The sequence below is a fragment of the Psychrobacter urativorans genome, from assembly GCF_904846675.1.
Classification (GTDB): domain Bacteria; phylum Pseudomonadota; class Gammaproteobacteria; order Pseudomonadales; family Moraxellaceae; genus Psychrobacter; species Psychrobacter urativorans_B.
On the sequence record NZ_CAJHBT010000001.1, the window covers coordinates 189,221 to 213,359 of the forward strand.

A 24,139-nucleotide genomic window follows, 5' to 3' on the forward strand; every position below is an offset into this window, starting at 1 on the left:
CATCCTTTGCTATACTCGAGTTCTTATTCTCTTGACTTGTCTTAGACCGATATGAACGCCACTTCCTCAAATCCTAGTAATCCCGAGCAAAATAAAAATTCACGTGCGCCTGATTCTAGCACAGATGCTTCTAGAACAAACAGTCCTGCACAAAACGGCGACGTACAAAATAGCCCAGGCCAGCAAATGTGGGGCGGGCGCTTCAGCGAAGCGACAGACAGCTTCGTGGCGGCCTTTACCGCGTCCGTAGGCTTTGATCAGCGTTTTGCACGCCACGATATCGAAGGCTCAATCGCTCATGCGACCATGCTTAAAGAATGTAATATTTTAAGTAGCGACGACGTTGCCACCATTATTGATGGCCTAAAACAAGTGCTGTCCGAGATTGAAGCGGGTGAGTTTAACTGGTCAATTGCACTAGAAGATGTGCATATGAACGTTGAATCACGCTTGACTGATCTCATTGGCCCAGTAGGTAAAAAGCTGCATACCGGACGCAGTCGTAACGACCAAGTAGCCACCGATATTCGTCTGTGGCTACGTGAAGAAACTGACAACATTATCGCGTTATTAGTACGCCTGCAAAGTGGTCTCTTAGACTTGGCTGAGCAGCATACCGATACTATTATGCCGGGCTTCACACATTTACAAACCGCACAGCCGGTCAGCTTTGGTCATCATGTGATGGCATGGTTTGAGATGCTGTTCCGTGATACTGAGCGCCTTGTTGATGCCCGTCGTCGTATCAACCAATTACCGCTTGGTAGCGCCGCTCTTGCTGGCACGACCTTCCCAATCGACCGCACGATTACTGCAGAATTACTCGGTTTTGAAGGCATTTGCCAAAATTCGCTCGATGCGGTGTCCGACCGTGACTTTGCCATTGAGTTTACTGCCGCGGCTTCTATCCTTATGATGCATTTGTCACGGATGAGTGAAGAGATCATCCTCTGGATGTCGGCACAATTTAACTTTGTGCAGATTCCGGATCGCTTTTGTACCGGCTCATCCATCATGCCGCAAAAGAAAAACCCTGACGTGCCAGAATTAGTTCGCGGTAAAGCTGCACGGGTCTTTGGACAACTGATGACTTTATTAAGCCTGATGAAAAGCCAGCCACTCGCCTATAATAAAGACAACCAAGAAGACAAAGAACCGCTCTTTGACTGTGTTGACACCCTTACCGGCTCGCTATTGGCCTTTGCCGATATGCTACCGAATATTACGCCTAATAAAGAAAATATGCGTGCCGCAACCATGAAAGGCTATGCCACCGCCACCGACTTGGCTGATTATTTGGTAAGAAACGGGGTTGCCTTCCGTGATGCCCATGAAGTGGTAGGTCATGCTGTCGCCCTTGGAATTCGTGAAGGGGTGGATTTAAGCGATTTATCATTAGCACAATTGCAGCAGTTTAGTGATGCTATTGGCGATGATGTGTTTGATTATCTGACTTTAGAAGGCTCATTAGCTGCCCGTGACCATTTAGGTGGCACGGCGCCCAATCAAGTGAAGCAAGCGGTCAGCCTAGGACGTACACGGTTAGAAGTTTTCGCTTAAGCCGAAGCTTTTAATACTCTGCAATACTTTGAATTATTGGCTTAAATTGACACCTTATTATCACCTTAGATGCTTAGTAAGTTGAGCACTTTTACTGGCTTCATGACTCCTATAAAAACACCCGCCCTTGTTGCGGGTGTTTTTGTTACCATAATCAGGTAGAGTAGCTGATAACAGATAGATTTTAATAGACTATTTTTTACTAAGCATTCAATAACTTACTAAGCATTCAATAACAGCCATTTAATAACAACCAATAAATAATAAACAAGGAGCTAACCATGACTGAGAGCTTTAATCCAAAAGCAAACACCGTATTTTGCCGTAAATATCAGCAAGATTTACCAAGGATGTCGTACCCTCCTTTCCCTAATAAAAACGGTCAAGCGCTACAAGAAACGGTATCAGATAAAGCATGGCAAGAGTGGCTTGAACATCAAACTATGCTGATTAATGAAAACCATCTCAGCATGATGGACCCTGAAGCCAAGAAGTTCCTAACCGAGCAACGTGATAAGTTTTTGGACAATCAAGACTACGAGCGCCCACAAGGTTGGACTCCTGAAGCTAAAAGCTAAGCACTTAACCAACTACGGGCCTTATAAATAAAGCGGACAAATGGCTATGAGTCATCATAGCCATTTGTTAGTATGATGTTGGTTTACAACATTGACGGACTCGGGGTGCGATGCATTATTGACTGATTTTATGCAGTCACTATATATTCGCTGAGAAACCGCCCAGGTACACAGGCGCGTGATAATGCGTTATCAAAAGCCCGCTTTGAGTTCCGCTGGGAAGACCGGTTCAATCTAGCGCTCGATCCTGATACGGCGCGTGAATTTCATGATGAGACTTTACCAAAAGATGCGCATAAATCTGCTCACTTTTGCTCGATATGTGGCCCTAATTTTTGTTCAATGAAAATCACCCAAAACGTCCGTGATTATGCGGCGGGTCTTAAGACTAAAGAAGCTTAGAGTTTTATAGAAAGTACTTAAATTAATTAGTACCGCCTTATTTTAGCTCGTAAAAAAGCCCCGATACCCAAAGTATAAACATACTTAGTTATCGGGGCTTTTTTATACTTCTAACTTATCTTTAACGTTCACAGTCCAGCTTTACACCTTCGACGCCTCATAAATCTCATCGATCGAGGTATTAATAGTATCCGCAAATTCTTTATCACTTTGTTGTTTGCTAAGACCTTCAGTAAAGGCACGTGAGAAGCTCGCAATCATACCAGGATTCTGCTTCAGCTTAATGCAAGCATCGCTACGGCTATAGCCACCAGATAACGCGACGACTTTAAGCACTTTTGGATGGTCAATCAGCTCTTGATAGAATCCTGCTTCTTCAGGCAAAGTTAACTTCAGCATCACTTGATGGTCGTCACTTAAGCGCTCAAGGTTATGTAAGAGATTGATTTTTAACAGTAGCTCACAATCATGCTTTTTTGCGCTATTAATATCAATTTCTGGCTCAACGATTGGCATCAGGCCTTTTGAGATAATTTGCTTAGCCACATCAAATTGCTGCTGCACAACCAGCTCGATACCGTCAACATTAGGCTCATAAATGACTGAGCGCATTTTAGTACCAAATACGGGATAATTTTTAGCTTTATCTAATAGTAAGTCTAAATTAGGCATTGGGCGCATCACTTGCACGCCGCTCATCTGTTCTGCTAAGCCTTTATCTACCTTTAAAAAAGGCACGATATTTTTATCTTCCCATAGATAATTGGCAGTCGGCTTACCATTAACTTCACGGTCCATAGTATCTTCAAACAAAATCGCGCCAAGAACACGCTCATTATCAAAGCAGTCGCAAGTCATTATACGGGCACGCATTTCATGTACTTGGTCAAACATAGCCTCATCATTATCATAGGCATCGCCCGTGACGCCATAATTCTCTAACGCTTTAGGCGTACTGCCACCACTTTGATCAAGTGCAGCGATAAATCCTGAACCATTTTTTATACGTTGTAATTGCTTTTGGTATTCCATTGAACGGACATCCTATAATTATTAATCAAGGTTAAATGTGACAAGGGTAGACGGCTAGCTTACAGTTTATGCGCATCTAATTATACGGGCCTAGCCGTTTATAGATAACCTTACCATAGGACGCCTTATGTGCCTATATGTGTTAAGTTAAAGAATCGGTAAAAACCTGCCATCGCACTAAAAAACTATCAAGCTAAAACTATCATGCTAAAAACAGCACCGCCACACAGCTAACCGCTAATAACAAACCAAGCATATTAATACGGTTAAGGTGCTCTTTAAATACGCCAACACCAATAAGGGTTGCGACCGCGATGACCCCAACATTCATACCGGTAAATACTATACTTGGTGACTCAGATAATAGTTGATGGGCACGAATATAAGCATAAATATTACCTATGTTCAACGCCCCAAGCAATAATCCAGCAGCCAATGCGCGACCTTGCCAACGCACACGAATGATAAGCAAATAGATAAATAATAATAAGCCTGCTAGCCCAAAGCTAATAAATAGCGTTAGCGGAAACGCAGCACCTTGCTTGGCAACTTGCTTAAATAAAATATCAATAACACCGTAGCCTGTCCAGACGCCAAATAACCATAAAGGCGTGCGTAAGGCGTGTCTTTGTAGCGTGTTATCAGATTTATTCTCATCGTTAGTAGTAATAGTTTCTAACTGCTGCGGACGATAAATCAGTGCACCAAGTGCCAAGAAACCAAGCACCAACCCAAAGATACGCGTGCCGGTTAACACTTCCCCAAATAATAGAAAAGCGGCAATAATAGGAATAATTAACGATAAACGCTGGGCCGCATCGCTGGCAACCATACCCACTGCCGCAATCGCACGACCAAGAACTACAAATACGGCCGGTAGCAATATACCAAGCGCGAGAATAATACCCCATGCCCCGCCAAGCGTATTAATACCGCTGACATCGGGTTTAAGCAATATCCAAGTCAGCAAAAAGGCAACCGGATAACCAGCAACAATGGTCTGGCGAATATCTATATCACGTTGGCGTAGTACTTTTAACAGAACAGAAACTGCGACACTGCATAGCACCGCAATTATTAAATACAGCATTAGCCTCTACCTTAATTTAGCTCACTTCTATTTAACGTCCTGTCGTTAAATAGTCGCAAAAGCATAGAATGTAACAAAATATTTCATTTACAGCAATCTATATATTTCAGGCTCAACAATTCATTTATAACGTTTATAGCTATCGGCGGCAGATAAGGTCTATAGAAAGGCGTCTGGTGCGTTCAAATTACAATTACCATGCAGGCGCGATTGCGAAGTTTTGCTAAAATAGGGCACTATCCTACTAACATAAGTCACAGTGCAAGATAACGTTTGCTAACGTTTATCTTGGCGTACTGCTATTGATGTATTTCTATTGCCTATGAATGCTCTATTTCGCTTTTTTGAATCCCGCCTATCCGCCTTCCCTGATTCGCCGATGCCTCTGCCCCGTGTTGGGCTGATAAAGTTCCTGTGGGCCTGTACGGAGGGTTTGCGCGGCTGGCTACTCCTGTTTATGATTCTGTCCGCTGGTATTGGCATCTATGAGGCCATGCTGTTTGCGTGGATTGGTAATCTGGTCGATTGGTTAGGTACTTATACGCCGCAGACACTATTAAGCGAAAAAGGCGATATGCTGATGCTGATGCTGGCGGTACTGATTATCAGTCCCTTCTGGATTTCCTTGTCATCCTTGATTCGTTTTCAAGCGATCCAAGGCGTATTTCCGATGCAGATGCGCTGGCGATTTCACCAGCGTATGCTCAGTCAATCGATGCAGTTTTATCAGGACGAGTTTTCTGGTCGAGTCTCAGCTAAGGTGATGCAAACCGCCCTTGCGGTGCGTGATACGGTGATGACGGTCACTGATATGCTGCTGTATGTCCTCGTCTACTTTATCACTACTGGGGTAATTTTATTTAACTTAGACAGCTTATTATTGATTCCGTTTGCGATTTGGTTTGTATTGTTTGGGCTGACGATGTGGTTCTTTATCCCGAGGCTTAAACGTACTGCCATCGTACAAGCTGATGCCCGCGCACTGATGGTTGGCCGTATCACTGATGCTTACGCCAACATTATGACAGTCAAGCTATTCAGTCATTCACGCCGTGAGCTTAGCTATGCTAAAGATGCGATGGGACAGTTTTTGGGCACAGTACATGCACAAATGCGCTGGGTCTCCCAATTAGAAATAGTCAATCATACTATTAGCGTTATTTTAGTCGGCACCACTGCTGGGATTGGCTTATATTTATGGCAAAAGGGAGCGGTTGGCGTCGGTGCGATTGCAGCAGCGACAGCGATGGCGCTACGGTTAAATGGTCTAACACGCATGATTATGTGGCAAACAGCCAGCTTGTTTGAGAGTATCGGTACGGTACAAGATGGCATGCGCACCTTATCCGCACCGCAAACTATCCTTGATATACCCGATGCTAAAGCATTAGTCGTTACGGACGGTAATATTGTATTTGATCATGTCAACTTTAGTTACGAAGAGGGTGATGGCATCGAAGATATCGAAGGCGAGCACATCGATGAAATCGAAACCCCACTTACTGCCTCGCGTGTGAAGTTATTGGACGATTTCTATTTAAATATTAAAGCAGGTGAAAAAATTGGTTTGGTCGGCCGTTCAGGTGCTGGTAAATCAACCTTAGTTAATCTACTGTTACGCTTCTTTGATGTGGATAGCGGTAAAATTTGTGTCGACGGGCAAGCGATTAATGAGGTGACACAAGAATCCTTACGCCAGCAAATAGGTATGGTTACCCAGGATACCTCACTATTGCATCGTACTGTTCGTGAAAATATCGCTTATGGTCGCCCTGATGCCAGTGATGAAGAAATCATGATCGCTGCTAAGCAAGCGCAGGCATGGGATTTTATCGAAGGCTTGTATGATGACAAAGGCAACACTGGACTCGATACTCAAGTCGGCGAACGTGGTGTCAAACTCTCTGGCGGGCAGCGTCAGCGCATTGGTATCTCACGTGTAATGCTCAAAAATGCACCTATTTTACTACTAGATGAGGCGACCAGCGCTCTTGACTCTGAGATTGAATTTGCTATTACTGAAAGCTTAAACGATATCATGAAAGGCAAAACCGTTATCGCCATTGCGCATCGCCTCTCAACTATCGCAGCCCTCGATAGACTGGTAGTGATGGATAAAGGTCATATCATCGAACAAGGCAGCCATAATGAACTATTAGCAATGAAGGGCGTCTACGCAGGGTTATGGCAGCGGCAGAGTGGTGATTTCTTAGGCGATTTAGTGTAGTAAAAATAGAGTAGTAAAAATTAGGCATGAGCGACTCTAAGTTAAAAAACACAAGGATGTGTCACTATCATGGAAGCTTTTGCAAAAAGTATCGAAATTAATGGCAAGCAGGCACGTTATTATCAATTGGACCAGTTAGGTCAATTAGGCAAACTAAACCAATTAGAGCAGCTTAATACATCGGCAGAGATGACTGTGAATAACCGCCCGCCAGCGCATTTTTATGGCGGTAATGGTTTTACAGTCGGTGCCTATGCGCCATTATTAAAAGCGCTGGCGCCTGACTTCGATATGTCATCGCTGGCAATGCGTGGCTATTGGTATGATAAGCCAACCAGCCGCCGCCTCACCCGCCAGCAAGATGCGGATATGTTGATTGAGTTTTTAGAAAAAACCCAAGATGCTCCCATCGTTGCTATTGGTCATTCCCAAGGGGCTACCGCTACTGCGATGGCCGCTGCCAAACGTCCTGATTTATTTTCGCAGTTGTATCTGATAGAGCCAGTCACTTTTACTAAGGCGCAAACGCTACTATATGACCTGATACCACGCGCCCTAAAGCTGTCCCGTGAACCTTTTAAAAATACCCTAACCAAGCAAACAATATGGCCAAGTGTTCAAGAATTTTACGAGCATCTCCGCACGCAGCGTGCCTATCGACGTATCAGTGATGAGCATTTGCACCTATTTGCTAAAAATAGCTTAACCCAACAAGGAGATGGCAGCTATGCCTTAACGTTTGCCCCTGAGCAAGAACTGGCTAATTATTTTGGTACCCCTTATATCGATACTGCCCTTAAGCAACTACGCTGCCCTTATATTCTTATTACTGGCAAGCCCACCTTATTTATCAGTGATAAAGTCCGTAAGAATTGGCAAACCTTTATCCCTGCTGAGCGTATTATTTCTCTACCGGATTATGGGCACTTACTACCCATAGAAGCCCCTGAGCAATGTGCGGATATTATCCTAAATAATTACTCTTAATAAAGTTACTCATAACATTGAACCTTAACACTATATAAAGTAAAAAAGGGCTGAGATGATGGACGATTTATTTGCGCCCAACCCCACCGACAATCTATTACCTTATGACGGCAAGTTGTATGACTTGGGACTGTTGGATATAGAGCACACCCTTTATAATGACAATGACTTATACCAGACACTATTAACCACCTTACCGTGGCAATCCGATGTCGTCACCTTGTTCGGTAAGACCCATATCACTAAGCGCCAAATCGTTTGGATGGGAGATGAAGGTCTAAGCTATAGCTATGCCGGTTATACGCATCTAGCAGCGGGCTGGCATCCTATAGTGTTTCACGTGAAACAGACGATTGAAGATAAAATTCATGTCCTAAATCTCAACGTTGCGGGCTATTCTAACCTCACTGGCGACGCTTATAAAAATTATATTATCGAAGATGAGCGGCCCTACTTTAATGCCTGCTTACTTAATTATTATCCATCAGGTAGCGAGGGTATGGGCTATCATGCCGATGATGAGAAAGAGCTGGGTGCGCAGCCTTTAATCGCATCGCTATCTTTAGGAGCAACACGGAAAATGCTCTTTAAACATAAAAAAACGCAAGATAGAGTAGATCTCTATCTTGCGTCTGGACAGCTTATGGTAATGGCAGGCGTCACCCAAGAGCATTGGAAACACAGTATTGCTAAAACAAAAAAGGTGCATAGCGGGCGTATCAGCCTCACCTTTCGGCGCATGTCCACGCTGTAATGGCTCTGCTTAAAGCTATTGCAAACTACCTTATTTTTATCGTCGTTTAGAGCGCCTTCTTAACCACTGAATGAAAACTAAAATAGTTAATAAAGCCAACAGCGGATAAATAAACAGTAGGTCAATATGAATGGCTGCGGTAGCACCTTGTGCCCATTGCTGCATTATAAAATGGTAAGGCACATACAACACCCACGCACACAAGGTGAAAATTTGCAGCTGGGTCATAAGATTTACCTGTGTTTACGCTTTAACCATAAGTGCTTAAGAGTGTTACTGCACTAGGACTAAGCAGACACTTCCAAAACAATCTTACCAAAGGTACTACCTTTTTGTAATTCGCTATGGGCGGTGACGACTTCAGATAACGGATAGCTTTGTTGGATATGTAGTTTCAAGGTGCCATCAGCAACTTGCTGGAGAACGCGTGCCATAGATTGTCCCGATGGAGTTACTGCAAAACCTTCTATACTCAAGCTTTTATCACCACCCGCTTCTTTAAGCTTATCGACCCAAACTGATGGCAACACATAGACGTTACCATCAGATTTAAGTAGGCTCAGCGCCCGTACGCCTGCATCATCACCAACCAAGTCTAATAGTACATCTGCTTGTAAGTCGGAGAAACTGTCATCTTTAGTATAATCAATCCAGCCTGCCAGCTTACTTTTATCTATCAACTCATCGAGCTTGGCATACTTTCCTGGTGAGCAGATAACGGTGACTTTAATATTATTTTGCGCGACTTTATCCATTAAAATTTGTATCACTAATTGACCAACACCGCCTGCTGGGGCGTTCATCACCACATGCTCCCCGTCTTTGATATTAGCAAACTCAACAAACTGTAGCGCTGTTTGGCCTGCACAAGGTAGTGCACCGGCCTGCTTTAAGGTTACAGACTCAGGTACTGTTGTGAGGAGCTCTGCATCTATTGCCACATACTCAGCGTAACAACCGCCATCAAAATTCAAAGCAGCAACCTTGTCACCGACAGTAAATTGCTCGCTCTCGCTACTGACGACTTCACCGGCCACATCGAAGCCCAAAATCGCAGGCTTATCGTCGGCGAATTTATCTTTACGGATATTATCAGCGCCCCAACCTTTACCTTGGCGCGTTTTATAATCAACCGGATTAATCCCAGCGTAAGCGACTTTTATCAGCACCAGATTGTCGCCAAGCTTAGGAATATCAACACCGCCTTGATAACTCATTACATCAGGTTCGCCAAATTCATTGATGACAACGGCATGTTGCTGATTAGCAAGTTTATTATTAGCGTTTGAAGTTGTAGAAGTATTAGACATAATTCATTATCCTTATATTTTTATTTATAATTGCTACTTTAGTTTATTAGTTTAAGCTGTTATATATTAGTGGCATTTTTAGTAGAACATACTGCCAAAAAATTTCTATCTTTGATATCAATATGGCCTTATTTTCTATATTAATCCTAACTCCGCACTAATAGGCAAGTGATCTGATAGTTGTGACCACGGCTTACCTGTATGAACCCAGGCGCGCTTGACGGACAAATTACGCACATAAATACGGTCTAAGCTTAATACGGGTAATTTAGCGGGAAAGGTCGGTAATAGCTTACCATGACAGCGTTTAAAGGCTTCGGTCATACCAAGGCTGCTTGCTAGCTTGTCACACGACATCTTTTTCCAGTCATTAAAATCTCCTGCCAAAATCAACGGCTGATCAGCGGCAATCTCATGACGCACATAGTCACTAATCGCTTGATATTGCTTGATGCGATCGCGCTCAAATAGATTGAGATGGGCGCACAATACCACTACCGGCATATCCCATCCCACTGGTTGTACCTCACAGTGCAAGACACCGCGCTGCTCAAGCTTATTCACTGTGATATTGACGTTATGCTTAGGATCTAGCGGAAATCGGCTGAGTACTGCATTGCCGTGATGACCATTTTCATATTCTGAATTTTTGCCATAGCTGTTTTGCAAATGCAAAAACTCCCCAAACCACTCATGCTGCGACTGATCCGGATATTCGTTATATTGCATATTGCGCTTGAGATTTTGTCCTTGCACCTCTTGTAAGCACAGCACATCTGAGCCTACCTCTTCTAGTGCTTGGGCGATACCCTGCATTTTTACTTGGCGGTTCAGCGGCGACATGCCTTTATGGATGTTATAGCTGGTTAAGATGAAAGACGATGTTTTATTATTCATAGAATTCGTAGTCATATCACAAGAATTAAAATCAATTATTAGAATTAACAAAGTTACTAGTGTTAGGTCAGCAATGAGTATCAGATCAGCAATAATCACCTTAACTCACAACGATGGGGTTACCTGGTCGTCTTTGCCATGCTGTTAACTATCATAAACCATCGCTATCTAAAACGGTGTAGCAAATAACATAATGCCTAATAAAGGGTTGTTTTGACAGGATTAATACGTCTACCCATAAGTCTTAACTAGATAATCTATAATATCCTGCGACTCGAACATCTCAGTGTCAGTATTAGGGTCAATTAGATAAGGAAATTGCAGCTTACCATTCATTTCTTCATTCATGATACGTTCGCGTTTGCCACCTTTAATAGGTTCATACTTGCCAAGGTTAAGACGCTTTCCGAACACCCCAATATCTTCTATCTGCTCACGTGCCACGTTATGGTTGATGTAGCCGACTTCAAGCGTACTGAGTTTTTCGCGTACCAAACGGCAGAAGGGACTCGCTTCAAAACCATATAAATGTAGCGGCTCATCAGGCTTGCCACGTGCTTTGTTCTTTTTCGGATGAGCAGCTTTAACCCCACGCATCATCGATACAACGCTGGCCGCTTTATTAATTAAAGTCGCGTTATCCTCATCACTCGGTTGTTGGTACTTGTCAGGTGTTGAGCCTTTTTTGGAATAATGGGCAAATAGATGGTCAATGATCGCTTGAGAGTCTAATATTTTATCATCAGTATTTTCATCAACTAAAAAAGGAACTTGTTTCTTACCTGATAACTTCTTAAGCTCATCGCGGTAAACGTGACCTCTATGGGGGCTTGGGCAGCTTTCATAGTCTAAATTAAGATGCGTCATAACTTCACGCACTCGGCGTGAATAGGGACAAGCTTCAAATTCATATAGAACCAGCGATTCCTCCGGCTGCATAGGCGTTGGCGTTCCCATATTGCCACGTCCGCCACGTAACAGGGTTGAAGTAGTCGCTTGCAGACTTTTAATCTTAAAACCGATAGCATTATTTGGAATAATCATCATTAATATCCTTATTTTATAGCTATTATTTTTATGGACGTTGTTTGTTTTCGTTTTTTAAGGAATAAACCAGCTAATAATAAACCAACAGTAGGCAATACAAGCCATACTTAATAAAAAAGGAGCATTAGCTCGTATCGAACCAACGCTCCTCTTTATTAGTACCATTTATTAGCGACAATTATTACTGCCAATAGTCAGTACTAAATTATTGTTGTTAAACCAACTCTTGCAAAACTAGCTTAGTATCAATAGCGGGTGACCAGAGCGATTGGTTGATCTTCACCCATCATTTCTTTGGGCATAAAGACTGCTTCACCGCCATTATGAATCACATGCTCAATGATTAGACCCACTGCATCATCAGTGACGCCATCGGCTGCAGGATCGTCAGCCATAGTTAAGGTTTGTGCTTTTTCATCAACTTTGGCAGGTTGGATATAACCGCGACGGACATAAAGGGTCTCACCAGCACCTTGGAAAGCTAAGCGGTAGACTTCTTGTAAGTCAGTACTTAACATATCGACGCCGCGAGCTTTATCAATCTCGCCGAGAGCTGCTTCATGGAGCGAAGTACGGTAGCTTTCTACGGCTTCTTGTACACCGTCAATAATATGTTGCGCACTACCATCTTCAAGCTCAACCAAGTTAGACACTGTAGCGATGATATTGTCTGGACGGTCACATACTTCTTGATAGTAGCTAATGTTACGCGCGTCACCAACGATAACGAGTGGCATCTTATGCTCGCCCCACAGCTCTTGTACGCTTTTATCCACCTGATTGAAAAACTCTTTGAGATAGCTGTTTTCTTTATCTGCTGAGCGATCAGAACCGGCGTCACCAGTCTTATACAGGCTGTTGTTTTCGATAGGGAATGGAATACTTTCCATATTATTTTGAATATCAGAATCTTTTTGGATTTCGGCCACGACACGATCGTTTGATGCTTCAATTAGACGAGCACCGTCACGGGTAAGAACCACAGTGTAATAATGTACAGCGCTTGCCATATCACGTACTAAATCGCGTGTTGCAAAACGATCTGAAATCATTACCCGCTCTGGGGTATCAAGTGGCATACGAATAATTTTCACGTCATCGGTGCTAGCAAAGATAGCCAAGGTATCTAGGTTGTAATTATGATCGAGCTCGTCAGTTTTAGCGTGAATATTGTCTAAAATCATAGTCGCTGTACGTTTATCATATTCATTAGTAATACGTTCTTCTGCAACTTTTAATTGATTTTTTAGGGCAATAGGGTCTTTATCATTATCAGGATGGTCACGGTGGGTCTTAACAAAAATACTTACCGCTGGATTTGCTTTGGTTTCACGTAAACTCTTGAGGGTCGCTTTCATAAATACTTTTCCTTATATAGTTATCTTTAAATTTTAACATGACGAGTTAATGTTATTAATGTTTTATTATTTACTTTTTTGCTCGGAAATTAAGAAGATTACCATCTTAATTTTCTCAATTAATAACGCTCTTTTATTATGCTTTAAGACTTGTTGTCGACTATTATCTTTTACTTAATTGAGTATTTATTTGATTAATTTACTCACTCGATTAATTCTATCGTATCAACTCTACCCTGTTATCTATACGGTAGCTTTGCAAATAAATGATGACGCTTTGTAAGCGAGGTAATTAAAATCGTGAATTTGCATCCTCTTTTAACTGAGATCTTGCTACTAAAAAACAATGACGAATTTTAGCGTTGCAGAGCAGTACTTGAGGATAATTCAGTAGCTTAGAATAAAGAGACGGCTTACTTTCATTTGGGTTGCATTCTTAACAAATGATACCCATCATTTAGATAGCATCTATATTTAGACAGACCGCTAAAGATGGATAGACCAACAGATAGCTACATAGTTATATAAAATTTATATAAAAATTTCAATCATAAATAAAACCCTTCTTCAATATTGGATACCTCTATGCCTACCCTTGCCCCAGACTTACACCTTGTTGACTTTGCCGACACCGCTACCAGTGATTTACAAACGCAAGTGACCACTGCTATTGATAAGGCCAATACCTTTTTAGATGAGTTGACAGCAATCCCTAGTGATGGCAATACCAGTGACAATAATATTAGTGCTGCACAAGCATTAACCGACGTAATGACCTTTGATCATATTAATTTAGCATTGGATCGCAGCTGGGGCATTTTGTCGCACCTTAATAGTGTGATGAGTAATGACGACATTCGCCATGTGCATCATGAATTGCTACCGAAACTGTCCGCTTATGGGACTCGCGTTGGTCAGCATCAGCCACTCTTTATGCGTTATAAAACCATTGTGAATGATAAGGCGTTTTTAGCAGAGCTTGAGCCTGCTCGTGCGCGTGCTATCGAATTGGCGTTACAAAGCTTTGAGCTATCAGGGGTAGCATTACCAAAAGCCGAGCAAGATAAGTTTGCTATTATTCAAAGTCAGTTATCGACTTTATCTGCCACATTCTCGGATAATATTCTGGATGCGACTCAAGCTTATGCATTGCCTCTTAAAGAGGAGCAATTGGCAGGGTTGACTGACAGTGGTCTTGACCTATTAGCCGATGCTGGCAAACAGTACAAAGCACGCGCGTTAGAAAATGGCACACTATCGCAAGCAGATATTGATGCATTGCCCGAACCCTTTTATGTCGCCACTTTAAATATACCAGTTTATATCGCCGTTATGACTCACGCGGATAATCGCGAACTACGCGAGACGTTATACCGTGCCTATGTCACCCGCGCGTCAGAGTTTGATAAACATACCAATGCCAAAGGTGTGTCTCTAAATAATGCCGACATCATGGGGCAGATATTACAATTGCGCGAACAAAAAGCCCATCTGCTAGGCTTTGCTAATTATGCTGAAGTGTCGTTATCGACTAAAATGGCAGATAACGTGCCAGAAGTTGAGACCTTTTTGCGAAATCTTGCAACTGAAGCAACACCAACTGCCGAGCAAGATTCAGCACAATTACATGACAGTGCTAAAGAGTATGGCATTACCGATTTGCAGCCGTGGGACAGTGCCTATATTGCCGAAAAAGTAAAACAAGATAAATTCAGCTTGTCACAAGAAGAGATTCGTCCGTATTTCCCACTACCGAGAGTCATTGATGGTTTATTTGCCATCGTTGAGCGCCTATACGGCATTACCGTAAAAGAACAACAGCAAGAGCAAAAACATGATGACAACAAGTCTAAAAAAACGGTATCACGTTGGCACGACGAAGTACGTTTTTATCAATTGTTCGATGAAAACAATCATTTAGTTGGCGGTTTTTACTTCGACCTATTTGCCCGCAGTGGCAAACGTGGCGGCGCATGGATGAGTGGCTTTCAGTCGCGCTACAGTCATGATGCGCAAGATTACAAACAGCTACCAGTTTGCTTTATGATCGGCAATTTTACCCCAGCGCTGGACGGTAAACCCAGCCTACTCACCCATGATGAGGTACTGACCTTGTTCCATGAGTTCGGTCACGGTTTACATCACCTGTTAACCCAAGTATCTGTTGGCGATGTGGCAGGGGTGAATGGCGTCGAATGGGATGCGGTCGAGCTACCCAGCCAGTTTATGGAAAACTGGGCGTGGGATGCGGAAGGGATTGCCCTTATCAGTAGTCATGTCGAAACTGGCGAGCCACTGCCAAAAGACAAGCTCGATGCGCTACTCGCTGCTAAAAACTTCCAAAGCGGTATGCAAACCTTGCGTCAGATTGAGTTCGCCTTATTTGATTTACTCATTCATTCGCACACCCCAGCGCTGGATTATGACGGTATTTTGAGCACTTTAGACAGCGTGCGCAGTGATATTGCCATTATGGAAACCCCTGACTACAACCGTTTCGCCAATGGTTTTAGTCATATCTTTGCCGGTGGTTATGCCGCAGGTTATTACTCGTATAAATGGGCGGAGCTATTATCTGCTGATGCGTTCAGTAAGTTCGAAGAAGAAGGTATTTTTAATCCTATAACAGGCAAAGCCTTCCGTGAGACTATTTTATCAGTGGGTGGCAGCTTACCGGCTAAGACCAATTTTAAGAACTTCCGTGGTCGTAGTGCTAGTATCGATGCTTTATTACGGCATAGCGGTTTTCATAATAATAATAGCGAGGCCAGCTGATGCGTTATCAATCTAGCCGCCCAAAACGCCAGTTCTTATCTGGCGTACGTTGTCCTAAATGTCAGGAATTGGATGCAGTAGTACAGGTGCAGATAATGACGCCTGAGCCTGATGAATATATTGAATGTACTCAGTGTGGCCATACAGAGCATCGCCCCGACCCTAATAATATTAGTGCCAAAAACAATCTCGAGGATCAGCTTACACGTGATGCAATGGCAACGGGTACCAGCGGTACGGTAAAATTTAAGACTTAAATGGTTAGTGCTAAAGAATTAGTATTAATACTTAATGAGTCGTCGCGATTACACTATAATGGCGACGACTCATTAAACTTATTTATCAAAGCTACTTATTAAATCAGCGACCCATACGGCAACCGTTATGGCTATTTTACAACTAACCCATGACCCTATTTTAAATAGCAATGCCACTTATACTCTATCAAAGCGTTCGTAAAATAGCGGTACTAGCGCGACATCTTATCTTTACTATGCCACAGAATGATAACTGCCGTACCACAACCAATATATCTATATCTGACACCCTCAACATAGAAACTCTTCTATTTTGTACCTTTAGATTGGCCCTCTGAAACCTTGACGCTATTTACCCAACATTCGCAAGAACTGCCTAAAGTGCATATTGATTTGCACCCTCCTAAAACCATTACTCTTGAAAAAGGCTTTCAGCGCTAGATAAAACAAATAATCTCTTCAGCAACGCGAGAGCGTGACGGCACTATATAAAGGATAAAACTGGTGACTACTTTAACCCCATTAAAATACATCGCTCATTACCCCGAGCAAATTCAAGCCCAAGCGACAATACTTATCAACAATGGTCGGTTGGGGGATTATCTTAAAAAAAAATATCCTATCAAGCATCAAGTACAAAGTGATAAAGCCCTGTATCAGTATATAAATGAGATAAGAAATCAGTATATGCGCAAAAGTGGTTCTCTTTCGCGAGTCAGCTACAACAGTAAACTCACGGCGCTTCAACATGCACTGGGCATTCATACCTATCAATCTCGAGTGCAAGGCAATAAACTTAAATCACATAACAACATCACGGTGGCCAGCTTATTCAAAGAGGCACCGCCTGAATTTTTGCGCATGATCGTCGTGCATGAGCTATCTCATTTCAGAGAGAAGGAGCATAACAAAGCTTTTTATCAATTATGCTGCCATATGGAACCTGATTATCATCAATTTGAGCTAGATACCCGCTTGTGGTTAGAGTGGCGGGAACTGCGATAAACAGCCATTCTCTAGTTAAAGATCCAGATACTGGAGTGAATACTTAAATAATTTTGATAAATATGACCATTTCGATAGCTTAATATAAGTGGTTTTATTATAGCGGTGGATTTTAGGTAGTCTATAAATAAATTTGAGGGATGTAAAAACAGCATAAATTACTGGTAACTCTGAGATATACCTAAAAGAACCAGTATTGACAGATTATTACTCATTTAACATAAATTAAATTAGCTCTTTTAACAAAGGATTTGCAAATATATATATATGGGCTAAGGTTGAAGGTTGGTCAATGCCGCTGTATCACGTGAAGTAAACGTCAAAGCTACCGCGGCTTTCAATAAATAATAACAACTTAGTAGAGTCACATCAATGAAATCGGACATAGAAAAAAAAGAGGACCCGTTACGTAATCACTTTATAGACAAAAGTAATTGGTTAAAAGCGGCTGTCCTTGGCGCTAATGATGGGATTTTATCCACAGCCAGTATTGCAATTGGAGTCGCTGCTGGAACCGACTCCAGAGAGGTTATATTACTGGCAACATTAGCGGGTCTTGCGGCAGGAGCCTTATCAATGACAGCCAGTAATTTTGTGTCGGTAAGCTCTCAAAGAGATACAGAAAAAGCTGATATAGAGCGTGAAAAAGTAGAGTTAAGAGAGACACCAGAATCAGAGTTGCTCGAATTGGCAGGAATTTATGAAGGAAGAGGCTTAAAGAAAGAGACTGCGCTCCTAGTAGCAAAAGAACTTACCGAAAAAGATGCTTTGGCAGCACATGTTAGAGATGAATTGGGAATAGATGAAATCACTCAAGCCAAACCTTTGCAAGCTGCCTTAGTGTCTGGGGCTGCGTTTATTTTGGGAGGTGGCCTTCCTCTTCTCGTCACAATATTCTTGCCCGAAAAAAGTATGGAATATACTTTATATGGATCTGCCATTATTTCCCTAATTATCCTAGGTGTCGTCACGGCCAAAACAGGTGGTTCCAGTATTTGGAAAGGAATAAGCAGAATCATCTTTTGGGGCTCTTTGGCGATGGCAGGTAGTGCGTTAGTTGGGTATATATTCGGAGTAAACATGTAATAAGACAGAGATTTGACAAAAGCTATAAACCCCCTACTAAACAAGTGTAGCCTAATATGACCAGCTAAGCCGTTAAATGTGAATAGTTGTGGATGTCTGCGCGATTAAGACTAAGACGCTGAATTGCTCAGTGCCCCTATTTTGTCTATAGTGCGCAGTTAAACAAATTTAGAGAGCCATTATGAACTTGGATGCCAACGCAGGTTATTACCTAGGTGCTGCCATTGGCACTGCTATGCTCTATGCTTTTCCCGTACTTCTTATTATTATAAGCAAGATTATAAGTAGAGTGAGAAGTAAAAAAATTGTTAAAAATACCTCGATTTTGGTGTACGGAATAATATTTTCTATAGTGATGCTTCTGGGTTTATCTTATATCTCTTTGCTAGGTGCTATATTTACTTTCTTTATGTATTTACTTTGCTTTTATATCGACTACTTATTTTATGAAAGAGCCAGAATTTAGGCGATTATTTATCACTTATTGGTATAGAGCCGAAAATAAAACAAGAAATACCGTAAAAACTGGGTTTATAGCCTGCTGTCTGCCTCCTCATGCCGTCCATACTCAAAATAGCGCCTTAAAAAAGACGCTCCACAGTCTAAGAAACGTCCAATTCGAGTGTATCTCAACTTCATTCAAAGTAAGAATGGAAATTGATAGACTTGAGCATATATTAGAGTGCCAATCAGTACATAAACAACACTGAACCAGACCATATAAACCTGAGAAATCGACCACCGTATTTGCCATGCAATTTTATGCTTCATACTTAACCATTCGGTCACACTAATCGCTATAGTCAGCCATAATGCGCCTATTAAATAACCTCCCAGTACATCACTCAAATAATGTGCATTTAACACAAGTCTGCTTAATCCCACCAGTACAAAAAAAAGGACTGTGGCCGCAAATATACGGACTTGTCGGATAAAGTTTTGACTAAAACGAATCGCTAAGTAAGCAATAAATCCATATACGGCAATGGTAATCGTGGCATGTCCACTCGGGAAGGAGTATGTCCGCGCAAGCTCAAGCAACAAACCATCTGCTGGTCGCACGCGGTGAAATAACATTTTACTAAGGAAGGTAAATGTGGCGCTTCCTAGAGTGGCTACCAGCAATCCTATTAATATATAACGTTGGCGAATTACCCAGCATATGATACCGACTAGAAATATGACTAAGCATGTAATTTTTGTAGAAACTAAACTGGTAATCAGGACGAAAAAACTTACGACGCTTGATTCATTCAGCATACTCATCTGTTGTGAAACAAAGTAGTCGATTGCCACGATAGAATTTGAATTTACTACCTCTTTAACTAGTCCGATAAACAAAGCTAAGATAAAGCCCATTAATAAAAATAAAAGAGTGAGAGGTAAGCCATAAAAATGTTGTCGTTGAAACCTTCTCGATAAAAAATGATAAAACTTTGGATAACTACTTTTTAATCGAATGAAGAGTTTGCTTTGCTCACAATACTGTTTAAGGGTAATGCCATATCGCATAACTTGAGCAAGCATTTTCTTGCCGTAATGGATAATCGCGTACTGCAAAATCCACAAAAGAATAACCACGAATAAAAGAAACATACTCAAGGCAAACAACTGCTTACTTTCTTGAATTAGTGTAATCATAGGTGAAAAACTTTCCTTTTAGATCGCTTTTTTGCAATCATTGAGACTATTATTATGTTAGAAATATTGTTGTTAGCATTAGCACTGGCCGCGGATACCTTCGCTGTTTCAATTACTCTTGGCTCAACTCATCAGGACTATGCTAAGCGGCAATTTTTGAAAATGGCTTTATTGATTGGTATGTATTTTGGGGTGGCTCAGGGCGTGATGCCGATAATCGGTTATGCTTTAGGTTCTACTCTGCTTGGATGGTTAGCTGAGGGTTCGTCTTGGATTGCGTTTTTGATACTTGTAGGACTTGGGGCTAAAATGCTTTATGAGTCGCGCTCAGATAACGGTGATGATGTTCGTATTAATACAAATCATCGCACCTTGTTGTCCTTAGCTATCGCAACAAGCCTTGATGCTATGGCAGCTGGTTTTACTTTAAATCTATTGGCAATTAATGCTTATTTAGCCTGTTTAATTATTGCCCTAGTTACAGGGGTATTGAGTATATTAGGTGCGTATATAGGACGCAAGTCTGTAAACTGGCTCGGGAGTTGGGCTGAAGCAGCCGGTGTATTAGTGCTAATAGCGATTGGTGTGAATATGGTGGTGTAAAGGCAACCTTATATTCAATATTTTTCAGCGTCTAATCAAAAAGATGAGAAGATGAGCGTTTTATGGTAAAAAGTACCCTGATATGTAAACTGGCGCTGTCTCAAAAACCTAAACCATTGGTATCAAAAGTCCCCCTCTGACCGCCCATAAGACGAAGCACAAAGCATTCGATCTCAGCATCGATGGTTACTGAATGCGAGCGAACGCAGAATGATGGCAGAATGGCTAGATCAAGGCGCAACGTACTAATTGGAAGCTGATACAAACTAACACTTAAACACTTCAAAGCCCTGAGCAGAGCCAGTATCATAGCGAGATTGAATGACCCATAAATTATTTGTTGATAATAACAAAAGGAAAATACAGTGTCCCAGGCTCAGCCAACTGCCGAACAAAACCCCAATCTAAGAAAAAAACAAAAAACTGCGTTAAAAAATCTAACCTTCACGGGCTACCTAGAAGGCACCTCTTTCTTATTGCTGCTCTGCATCGCCATGCCACTAAAATACATGATGGGCATCTCAGAAGGTGTAAAATATATCGGTATGGCGCACGGTATATTATTCATCGCCTACATCATGATACTCATAGTCGCAGCCATCAAAATCAAAATGCCTCTCTGGGCTATACCCGCGGGCGTTCTCGGATCGTTCTTACCGTTTGGCCCGTTTATATTCGATCATTTTTTGAAAAAGAGCTTAAAGAAAAGCGTGAAGAAAGAAGCCTAAAATAAACACTGCTACGGATGATGTAAGCCTAAACTAGAGAATGTTTTTCCAGTATAAAAACTTATTGCTGGCTTACTTTATCTAAAATAAGTAATATTTAGCCCATAAAAAAACCGCCTTGAGAAATTGCTCAAAGCGGTCTTTATAATGTTAAGACTATAAGATATTAATTAACAATATATTGCTCAATAATGACCTAGCTCTGCTCAATACCTTTCATAGTCAACTTGATGCGACCACGGTTATCAACGTCTTGGACGAATACTTTAACGACTTGACCTTCTTTTAGGTAGTCTGATACATTCTCAACGCGCTCTTCTGCAATTTGTGAGATGTGTACTAGACCATCAGTATTTGGTAAGACGTTAACAAAGGCACCGAAGTCAACGATACGGGCAACCGTACCTTCATAGGTTTTACCGACTTCAACTTCTGCAGTTAAGGCTTCGATTTTACCGATAGCGGCTTTGGTTGCTGCTTTGTTTTCACCAAAGATGCGAATCGTACCACCATCATCGATATCGATAACCGCGCCAGTCTCTTCGGTTAGCTGACGAATCGTTGCGCCGCCTTTACCGATAACTTCACGAATTTTATCTGGGTTGATCTCGATAACGGCATAGTTAGGCGCATGCGCATTGATTTCGGTACGGCTTTCAGGCAATACTTTATTCATCGCGTCTAAAATGTGGATACGACCAGCATGGGCTTGCTTAAGCGCTTGCTCCATGATGTCTGGGGTAATACCTTCGATTTTGATATCCATCTGAAGGGCGGTAATACCGTCTTTAGAGCCCGCAACTTTAAAGTCCATATCGCCAAGATGATCTTCATCACCTAAGATGTCAGACAATACTGCAAAGCGCTCGCCTTCTTTAACCAGACCCATAGCGATACCAGCAACCGGTGCTTTGATTGGTACGCCCGCATCCATTAATGCCAAGCTTGCGCCGCAAACAGAAGCCATAGAAGAAGAACCGTTTGACTCAGTAATCTCTGATACCACACGGATAACATATGGGAAGCGTTCGCTATCTGGAAGCATCGCTTGTACACCGCGGCGCGCTAGGCGACCATGACCGATTTCGCGACGTTTAGGAATACCTTCACGACCGGTTTCGCCCACTGAAAAATGTGGAAAGTTATAATGCAACATGAAATGGTCACGAATTGTACCGGCTAGCGAGTCAATCATATTGACGTCACGGCTGTTACCAAGCGTAGTGGTGACCAATGCTTGAGTTTCACCGCGAGTAAATAGCGCTGAACCATGAGTAAATGGTAACACGCCGACTTGCACATCAATGGCACGAACGGTTTCAAGGTCACGACCATCAATACGTGGCTTACCAGACAAGATATTGTCACGAACCGTACGGTATTTTAGGTCATTATAGATTTCTTTTAGCTCTGAAACATTGCTGCTATAAGTTTCTGACTCTGCATCACCAGCAAGCGCATCAATAGCGGCTTGTCTAACGTCATCAAGTTTAGTGTAGCGCTCTTGCTTATCAGTGATGGTATAAGCGTCAGCAACTTGTACGCCGAACTGCTCTTTCATGCCATTTTCTAGCGTTTCATCATGCTTAGGAGCGGTAAACTGTTGCTTAGCCGTACCCACTTCTGCTGCTAATGAGGCAATGTTATCAATAACAATTTGCTGCTGCTGATGACCGTATAATACCGCGCCAAGCATTTGATCTTCTGATAGCTCTTTCGCTTCAGATTCAACCATCAATACGGCAGACTTTGTACCAGCAACGATTAAGTCAAGATCACTTTCTTTAAGCTGCTCAAGATTCGGGTTTAGAACATATTCGCCATTAATAAAACCAACGCGTGCACCGGCAACGGGGCCATTAAATGGCGCGTCAGAGATAGCTAGCGCTGCTGATGCACCAATTAGTGCCGCGATATCTGCAGATTGAGTTTTGTCTGATGACACAACCGTAGCCGTAATCTGAATTTCGTTCAGATAACCTTCAGGAAATAAGGGACGAATTGGACGGTCAATTAAACGTGAGGTTAAGGTTTCAAACTCGCTAGCACGGCCTTCACGTTTGCCATAAGCACCTGGAATCTTACCAGCTGCGTACATCTTTTCTTGATAATTGACCGTCAAAGGGAAAAAGTTCTGCCCTGCTTTAGCTTCAGACTTTACGACTGCTGCGACTAGTACAGAAACGCCGCCCATGTGTACCATGATTGAGTTGGCTTGACGAGCAATACGGCCAGTCTCTAAAACGACTTGCTGATCACCGTATTGGAATTCACGCTTAATAGTGTTAAACATTGTCATATAATTTTCCTAATGTTGAATGACGAAAATAATATCAACTATATAAATAATCTGATATCGGTCGTTAAAATTTCTTTGTGCCTTGTAGCCATAACTCAAGCTGTCGTACTTATAAGTGTAATATATATCAGCGCTACGTTCACTAACCCTGCTTACAAGTACCGTCACATTTATCTGTCACACATCTATCTATAGTGCTATTACATCAGTACTGCTGCATTTTATTACAGCTACAAATTCGGTTTTCTATTTTACAGCTCTAGAAAATACAGTATCTACAATATTCGTTGTTTATAAATACCAATCGAATAATCATCTTTATAAGGTTGACGTTTTAATCCTATCTATAACATGCCCCGTGCTATTTACTTCGTTTGACATCCATATTGATGTCTATATAAGCACAGCCGTAAAAACTCACAGTGCACTATTTTACAGGGATTTACATCCCTTGACCAATTAATTCCAGAACTAGATAAATATCCATAGTTCATGGGTTAAGT

20 protein-coding genes and 1 pseudogene are annotated in these 24,139 nt (G+C 42.0%); 12 read left to right on the forward strand and 9 right to left on the reverse strand.

The window, feature by feature from the left end:
• The first annotated feature begins 51 nt into the window (after window positions 1–51).
• The 3 genes and pseudogenes from argH to JMY06_RS00840 form a co-directional block, all read left to right on the forward strand.
• Window positions 52–1,560 (forward strand): argininosuccinate lyase, encoded by a 1,509-nt coding sequence (gene argH / locus JMY06_RS00830; protein WP_413786875.1) that lies wholly within the window; start codon window positions 52–54, stop codon window positions 1,558–1,560.
• Between the two features lie 281 nt (window positions 1,561–1,841).
• Entirely contained in the window at window positions 1,842–2,138 is a 297-nt protein-coding gene (locus tag JMY06_RS00835) for an oxidative damage protection protein (protein WP_201528681.1), read from the forward strand.
• A 153-nt stretch (window positions 2,139–2,291) separates the two neighbouring features.
• Window positions 2,292–2,540 (forward strand): annotated as a pseudogene (locus JMY06_RS00840) (phosphomethylpyrimidine synthase ThiC); the annotation flags it as partial.
• 141 nt (window positions 2,541–2,681) lie between these two features.
• On the opposite strand, the gene JMY06_RS00845 reads toward JMY06_RS00840, so the two are convergent.
• The gene (locus tag JMY06_RS00845; protein ID WP_201615554.1) at window positions 2,682–3,572 is read right to left on the reverse strand and encodes a fructose bisphosphate aldolase; all 891 of its coding nucleotides are present in this window, start codon (window positions 3,570–3,572) and stop codon (window positions 2,682–2,684) included.
• 202 nt (window positions 3,573–3,774) lie between these two features.
• A complete protein-coding gene (locus tag JMY06_RS00850; protein ID WP_201615555.1) occupies window positions 3,775–4,662 on the reverse strand; it encodes an EamA/RhaT family transporter in 888 nt (295 codons plus the stop codon).
• Window positions 4,663–4,984: 322 nt separating this feature from the next.
• Here JMY06_RS00850 and JMY06_RS00855 point away from each other — a divergent pair, with 322 nt between their 5' ends.
• The 3 genes from JMY06_RS00855 to JMY06_RS00865 all read left to right on the forward strand — a co-directional run bounded on the left by JMY06_RS00855 (window position 4,985) and on the right by JMY06_RS00865 (window position 8,630).
• Window positions 4,985–6,889, forward strand: coding sequence for an ABC transporter ATP-binding protein (locus JMY06_RS00855; RefSeq protein ID WP_201615556.1), 1,905 nt, complete (start codon window positions 4,985–4,987; stop codon window positions 6,887–6,889).
• 69 nt (window positions 6,890–6,958) lie between these two features.
• Entirely contained in the window at window positions 6,959–7,876 is a 918-nt protein-coding gene (locus tag JMY06_RS00860; RefSeq protein WP_201615557.1) for an alpha/beta fold hydrolase, read from the forward strand.
• Window positions 7,877–7,931: 55 nt separating this feature from the next.
• Window positions 7,932–8,630 carry an alpha-ketoglutarate-dependent dioxygenase AlkB family protein gene (locus tag JMY06_RS00865; RefSeq protein WP_201615558.1) on the forward strand — a complete coding sequence of 233 codons (699 nt, stop codon included), beginning with the start codon at window positions 7,932–7,934 and terminating at the stop codon, window positions 8,628–8,630.
• A gap of 36 nt (window positions 8,631–8,666) precedes the next feature.
• Here the strand turns inward: JMY06_RS00865 and JMY06_RS00870 are convergent, their stop codons facing one another.
• The 5 genes from JMY06_RS00870 to JMY06_RS00890 all read right to left on the reverse strand — a co-directional run bounded on the left by JMY06_RS00870 (window position 8,667) and on the right by JMY06_RS00890 (window position 13,242).
• Window positions 8,667–8,858: a hypothetical protein gene (locus JMY06_RS00870; RefSeq protein WP_201615559.1), complete on the reverse strand. Its 192-nt coding sequence runs from the start codon at window positions 8,856–8,858 to the stop codon at window positions 8,667–8,669.
• A 59-nt stretch (window positions 8,859–8,917) separates the two neighbouring features.
• Window positions 8,918–9,940 carry an NADP-dependent oxidoreductase gene (locus tag JMY06_RS00875; protein ID WP_201615560.1) on the reverse strand — a complete coding sequence of 341 codons (1,023 nt, stop codon included), beginning with the start codon at window positions 9,938–9,940 and terminating at the stop codon, window positions 8,918–8,920.
• A 135-nt stretch (window positions 9,941–10,075) separates the two neighbouring features.
• Window positions 10,076–10,837: an endonuclease/exonuclease/phosphatase family protein gene (locus tag JMY06_RS00880; protein WP_201528697.1), complete on the reverse strand. Its 762-nt coding sequence runs from the start codon at window positions 10,835–10,837 to the stop codon at window positions 10,076–10,078.
• Between the two features lie 231 nt (window positions 10,838–11,068).
• Window positions 11,069–11,884, reverse strand: a complete 816-nt coding sequence (locus tag JMY06_RS00885) for a glutathione S-transferase N-terminal domain-containing protein (protein ID WP_227672097.1) — start codon at window positions 11,882–11,884, stop codon at window positions 11,069–11,071.
• A gap of 245 nt (window positions 11,885–12,129) precedes the next feature.
• Window positions 12,130–13,242: a hypothetical protein gene (locus JMY06_RS00890; protein WP_201528699.1), complete on the reverse strand. Its 1,113-nt coding sequence runs from the start codon at window positions 13,240–13,242 to the stop codon at window positions 12,130–12,132.
• Window positions 13,243–13,827: 585 nt separating this feature from the next.
• On the opposite strand from JMY06_RS00890, the gene JMY06_RS00895 reads away from it, so the two are divergent.
• The 4 genes from JMY06_RS00895 to JMY06_RS00910 all read left to right on the forward strand — a co-directional run bounded on the left by JMY06_RS00895 (window position 13,828) and on the right by JMY06_RS00910 (window position 18,365).
• A complete protein-coding gene (locus JMY06_RS00895) occupies window positions 13,828–16,017 on the forward strand; it encodes a M3 family metallopeptidase (protein ID WP_201615561.1) in 2,190 nt (729 codons plus the stop codon).
• Window positions 16,017–16,274 (forward strand): YheV family putative metal-binding protein, encoded by a 258-nt coding sequence (locus JMY06_RS00900; protein ID WP_201615562.1) that lies wholly within the window; start codon window positions 16,017–16,019, stop codon window positions 16,272–16,274. The genes JMY06_RS00895 and JMY06_RS00900 overlap by 1 nt, the downstream gene beginning before the upstream one ends.
• Window positions 16,275–16,778: 504 nt before the next feature.
• On the forward strand, window positions 16,779–17,279 hold the full coding sequence (locus JMY06_RS00905) for a M48 family metallopeptidase (protein WP_201615563.1): 501 nt from the start codon (window positions 16,779–16,781) through the stop codon (window positions 17,277–17,279).
• Window positions 17,280–17,651: 372 nt separating this feature from the next.
• Window positions 17,652–18,365: a VIT family protein gene (locus JMY06_RS00910; RefSeq protein WP_201615564.1), complete on the forward strand. Its 714-nt coding sequence runs from the start codon at window positions 17,652–17,654 to the stop codon at window positions 18,363–18,365.
• Window positions 18,366–19,004: 639 nt separating this feature from the next.
• Here JMY06_RS00910 and JMY06_RS00915 read toward each other — a convergent pair.
• A complete protein-coding gene (locus tag JMY06_RS00915; RefSeq protein ID WP_201615565.1) occupies window positions 19,005–20,006 on the reverse strand; it encodes a phosphatase PAP2 family protein in 1,002 nt (333 codons plus the stop codon).
• A gap of 54 nt (window positions 20,007–20,060) precedes the next feature.
• Here JMY06_RS00915 and JMY06_RS00920 point away from each other — a divergent pair, with 54 nt between their 5' ends.
• Window positions 20,061–20,609, forward strand: a complete 549-nt coding sequence (locus tag JMY06_RS00920; protein WP_201615566.1) for a manganese efflux pump MntP family protein — start codon at window positions 20,061–20,063, stop codon at window positions 20,607–20,609.
• Between the two features lie 365 nt (window positions 20,610–20,974).
• Entirely contained in the window at window positions 20,975–21,337 is a 363-nt protein-coding gene (locus JMY06_RS00925) for a DUF3817 domain-containing protein (RefSeq protein WP_201528714.1), read from the forward strand.
• A gap of 196 nt (window positions 21,338–21,533) precedes the next feature.
• On the opposite strand, the gene pnp is transcribed toward JMY06_RS00925, so the two are convergent.
• Window positions 21,534–23,636: a polyribonucleotide nucleotidyltransferase gene (pnp, locus tag JMY06_RS00930; RefSeq protein WP_201528716.1), complete on the reverse strand. Its 2,103-nt coding sequence runs from the start codon at window positions 23,634–23,636 to the stop codon at window positions 21,534–21,536.
• Window positions 23,637–24,139 lie beyond the last annotated feature (503 nt).

Bases quoted from the DNA above. Each gene is read 5' to 3' on its own strand.
- argH (WP_413786875.1), top strand. From the start codon at position 52: ATGAACGCCACTTCCTCAAATCCTAGTAATCCCGAGCAAAATAAAAAT.
- JMY06_RS00835 (WP_201528681.1), top strand. From the start codon at position 1,842: ATGACTGAGAGCTTTAATCCAAAAGCAAACACCGTATTTTGCCGTAAA.
- JMY06_RS00845 (WP_201615554.1), bottom strand. From the start codon at position 3,572: ATGGAATACCAAAAGCAATTACAACGTATAAAAAATGGTTCAGGATTT.
- JMY06_RS00850 (WP_201615555.1), bottom strand. From the start codon at position 4,662: ATGCTGTATTTAATAATTGCGGTGCTATGCAGTGTCGCAGTTTCTGTT.
- JMY06_RS00855 (WP_201615556.1), top strand. From the start codon at position 4,985: ATGAATGCTCTATTTCGCTTTTTTGAATCCCGCCTATCCGCCTTCCCT.
- JMY06_RS00860 (WP_201615557.1), top strand. From the start codon at position 6,959: ATGGAAGCTTTTGCAAAAAGTATCGAAATTAATGGCAAGCAGGCACGT.
- JMY06_RS00865 (WP_201615558.1), top strand. From the start codon at position 7,932: ATGATGGACGATTTATTTGCGCCCAACCCCACCGACAATCTATTACCT.
- JMY06_RS00870 (WP_201615559.1), bottom strand. From the start codon at position 8,858: ATGACCCAGCTGCAAATTTTCACCTTGTGTGCGTGGGTGTTGTATGTG.
- JMY06_RS00875 (WP_201615560.1), bottom strand. From the start codon at position 9,940: ATGTCTAATACTTCTACAACTTCAAACGCTAATAATAAACTTGCTAAT.
- JMY06_RS00880 (WP_201528697.1), bottom strand. From the start codon at position 10,837: ATGAATAATAAAACATCGTCTTTCATCTTAACCAGCTATAACATCCAT.
- JMY06_RS00885 (WP_227672097.1), bottom strand. From the start codon at position 11,884: ATGATGATTATTCCAAATAATGCTATCGGTTTTAAGATTAAAAGTCTG.
- JMY06_RS00890 (WP_201528699.1), bottom strand. From the start codon at position 13,242: ATGAAAGCGACCCTCAAGAGTTTACGTGAAACCAAAGCAAATCCAGCG.
- JMY06_RS00895 (WP_201615561.1), top strand. From the start codon at position 13,828: ATGCCTACCCTTGCCCCAGACTTACACCTTGTTGACTTTGCCGACACC.
- JMY06_RS00900 (WP_201615562.1), top strand. From the start codon at position 16,017: ATGCGTTATCAATCTAGCCGCCCAAAACGCCAGTTCTTATCTGGCGTA.
- JMY06_RS00910 (WP_201615564.1), top strand. From the start codon at position 17,652: ATGAAATCGGACATAGAAAAAAAAGAGGACCCGTTACGTAATCACTTT.
- JMY06_RS00915 (WP_201615565.1), bottom strand. From the start codon at position 20,006: ATGATTACACTAATTCAAGAAAGTAAGCAGTTGTTTGCCTTGAGTATG.
- JMY06_RS00920 (WP_201615566.1), top strand. From the start codon at position 20,061: ATGTTAGAAATATTGTTGTTAGCATTAGCACTGGCCGCGGATACCTTC.
- pnp (WP_201528716.1), bottom strand. From the start codon at position 23,636: ATGACAATGTTTAACACTATTAAGCGTGAATTCCAATACGGTGATCAG.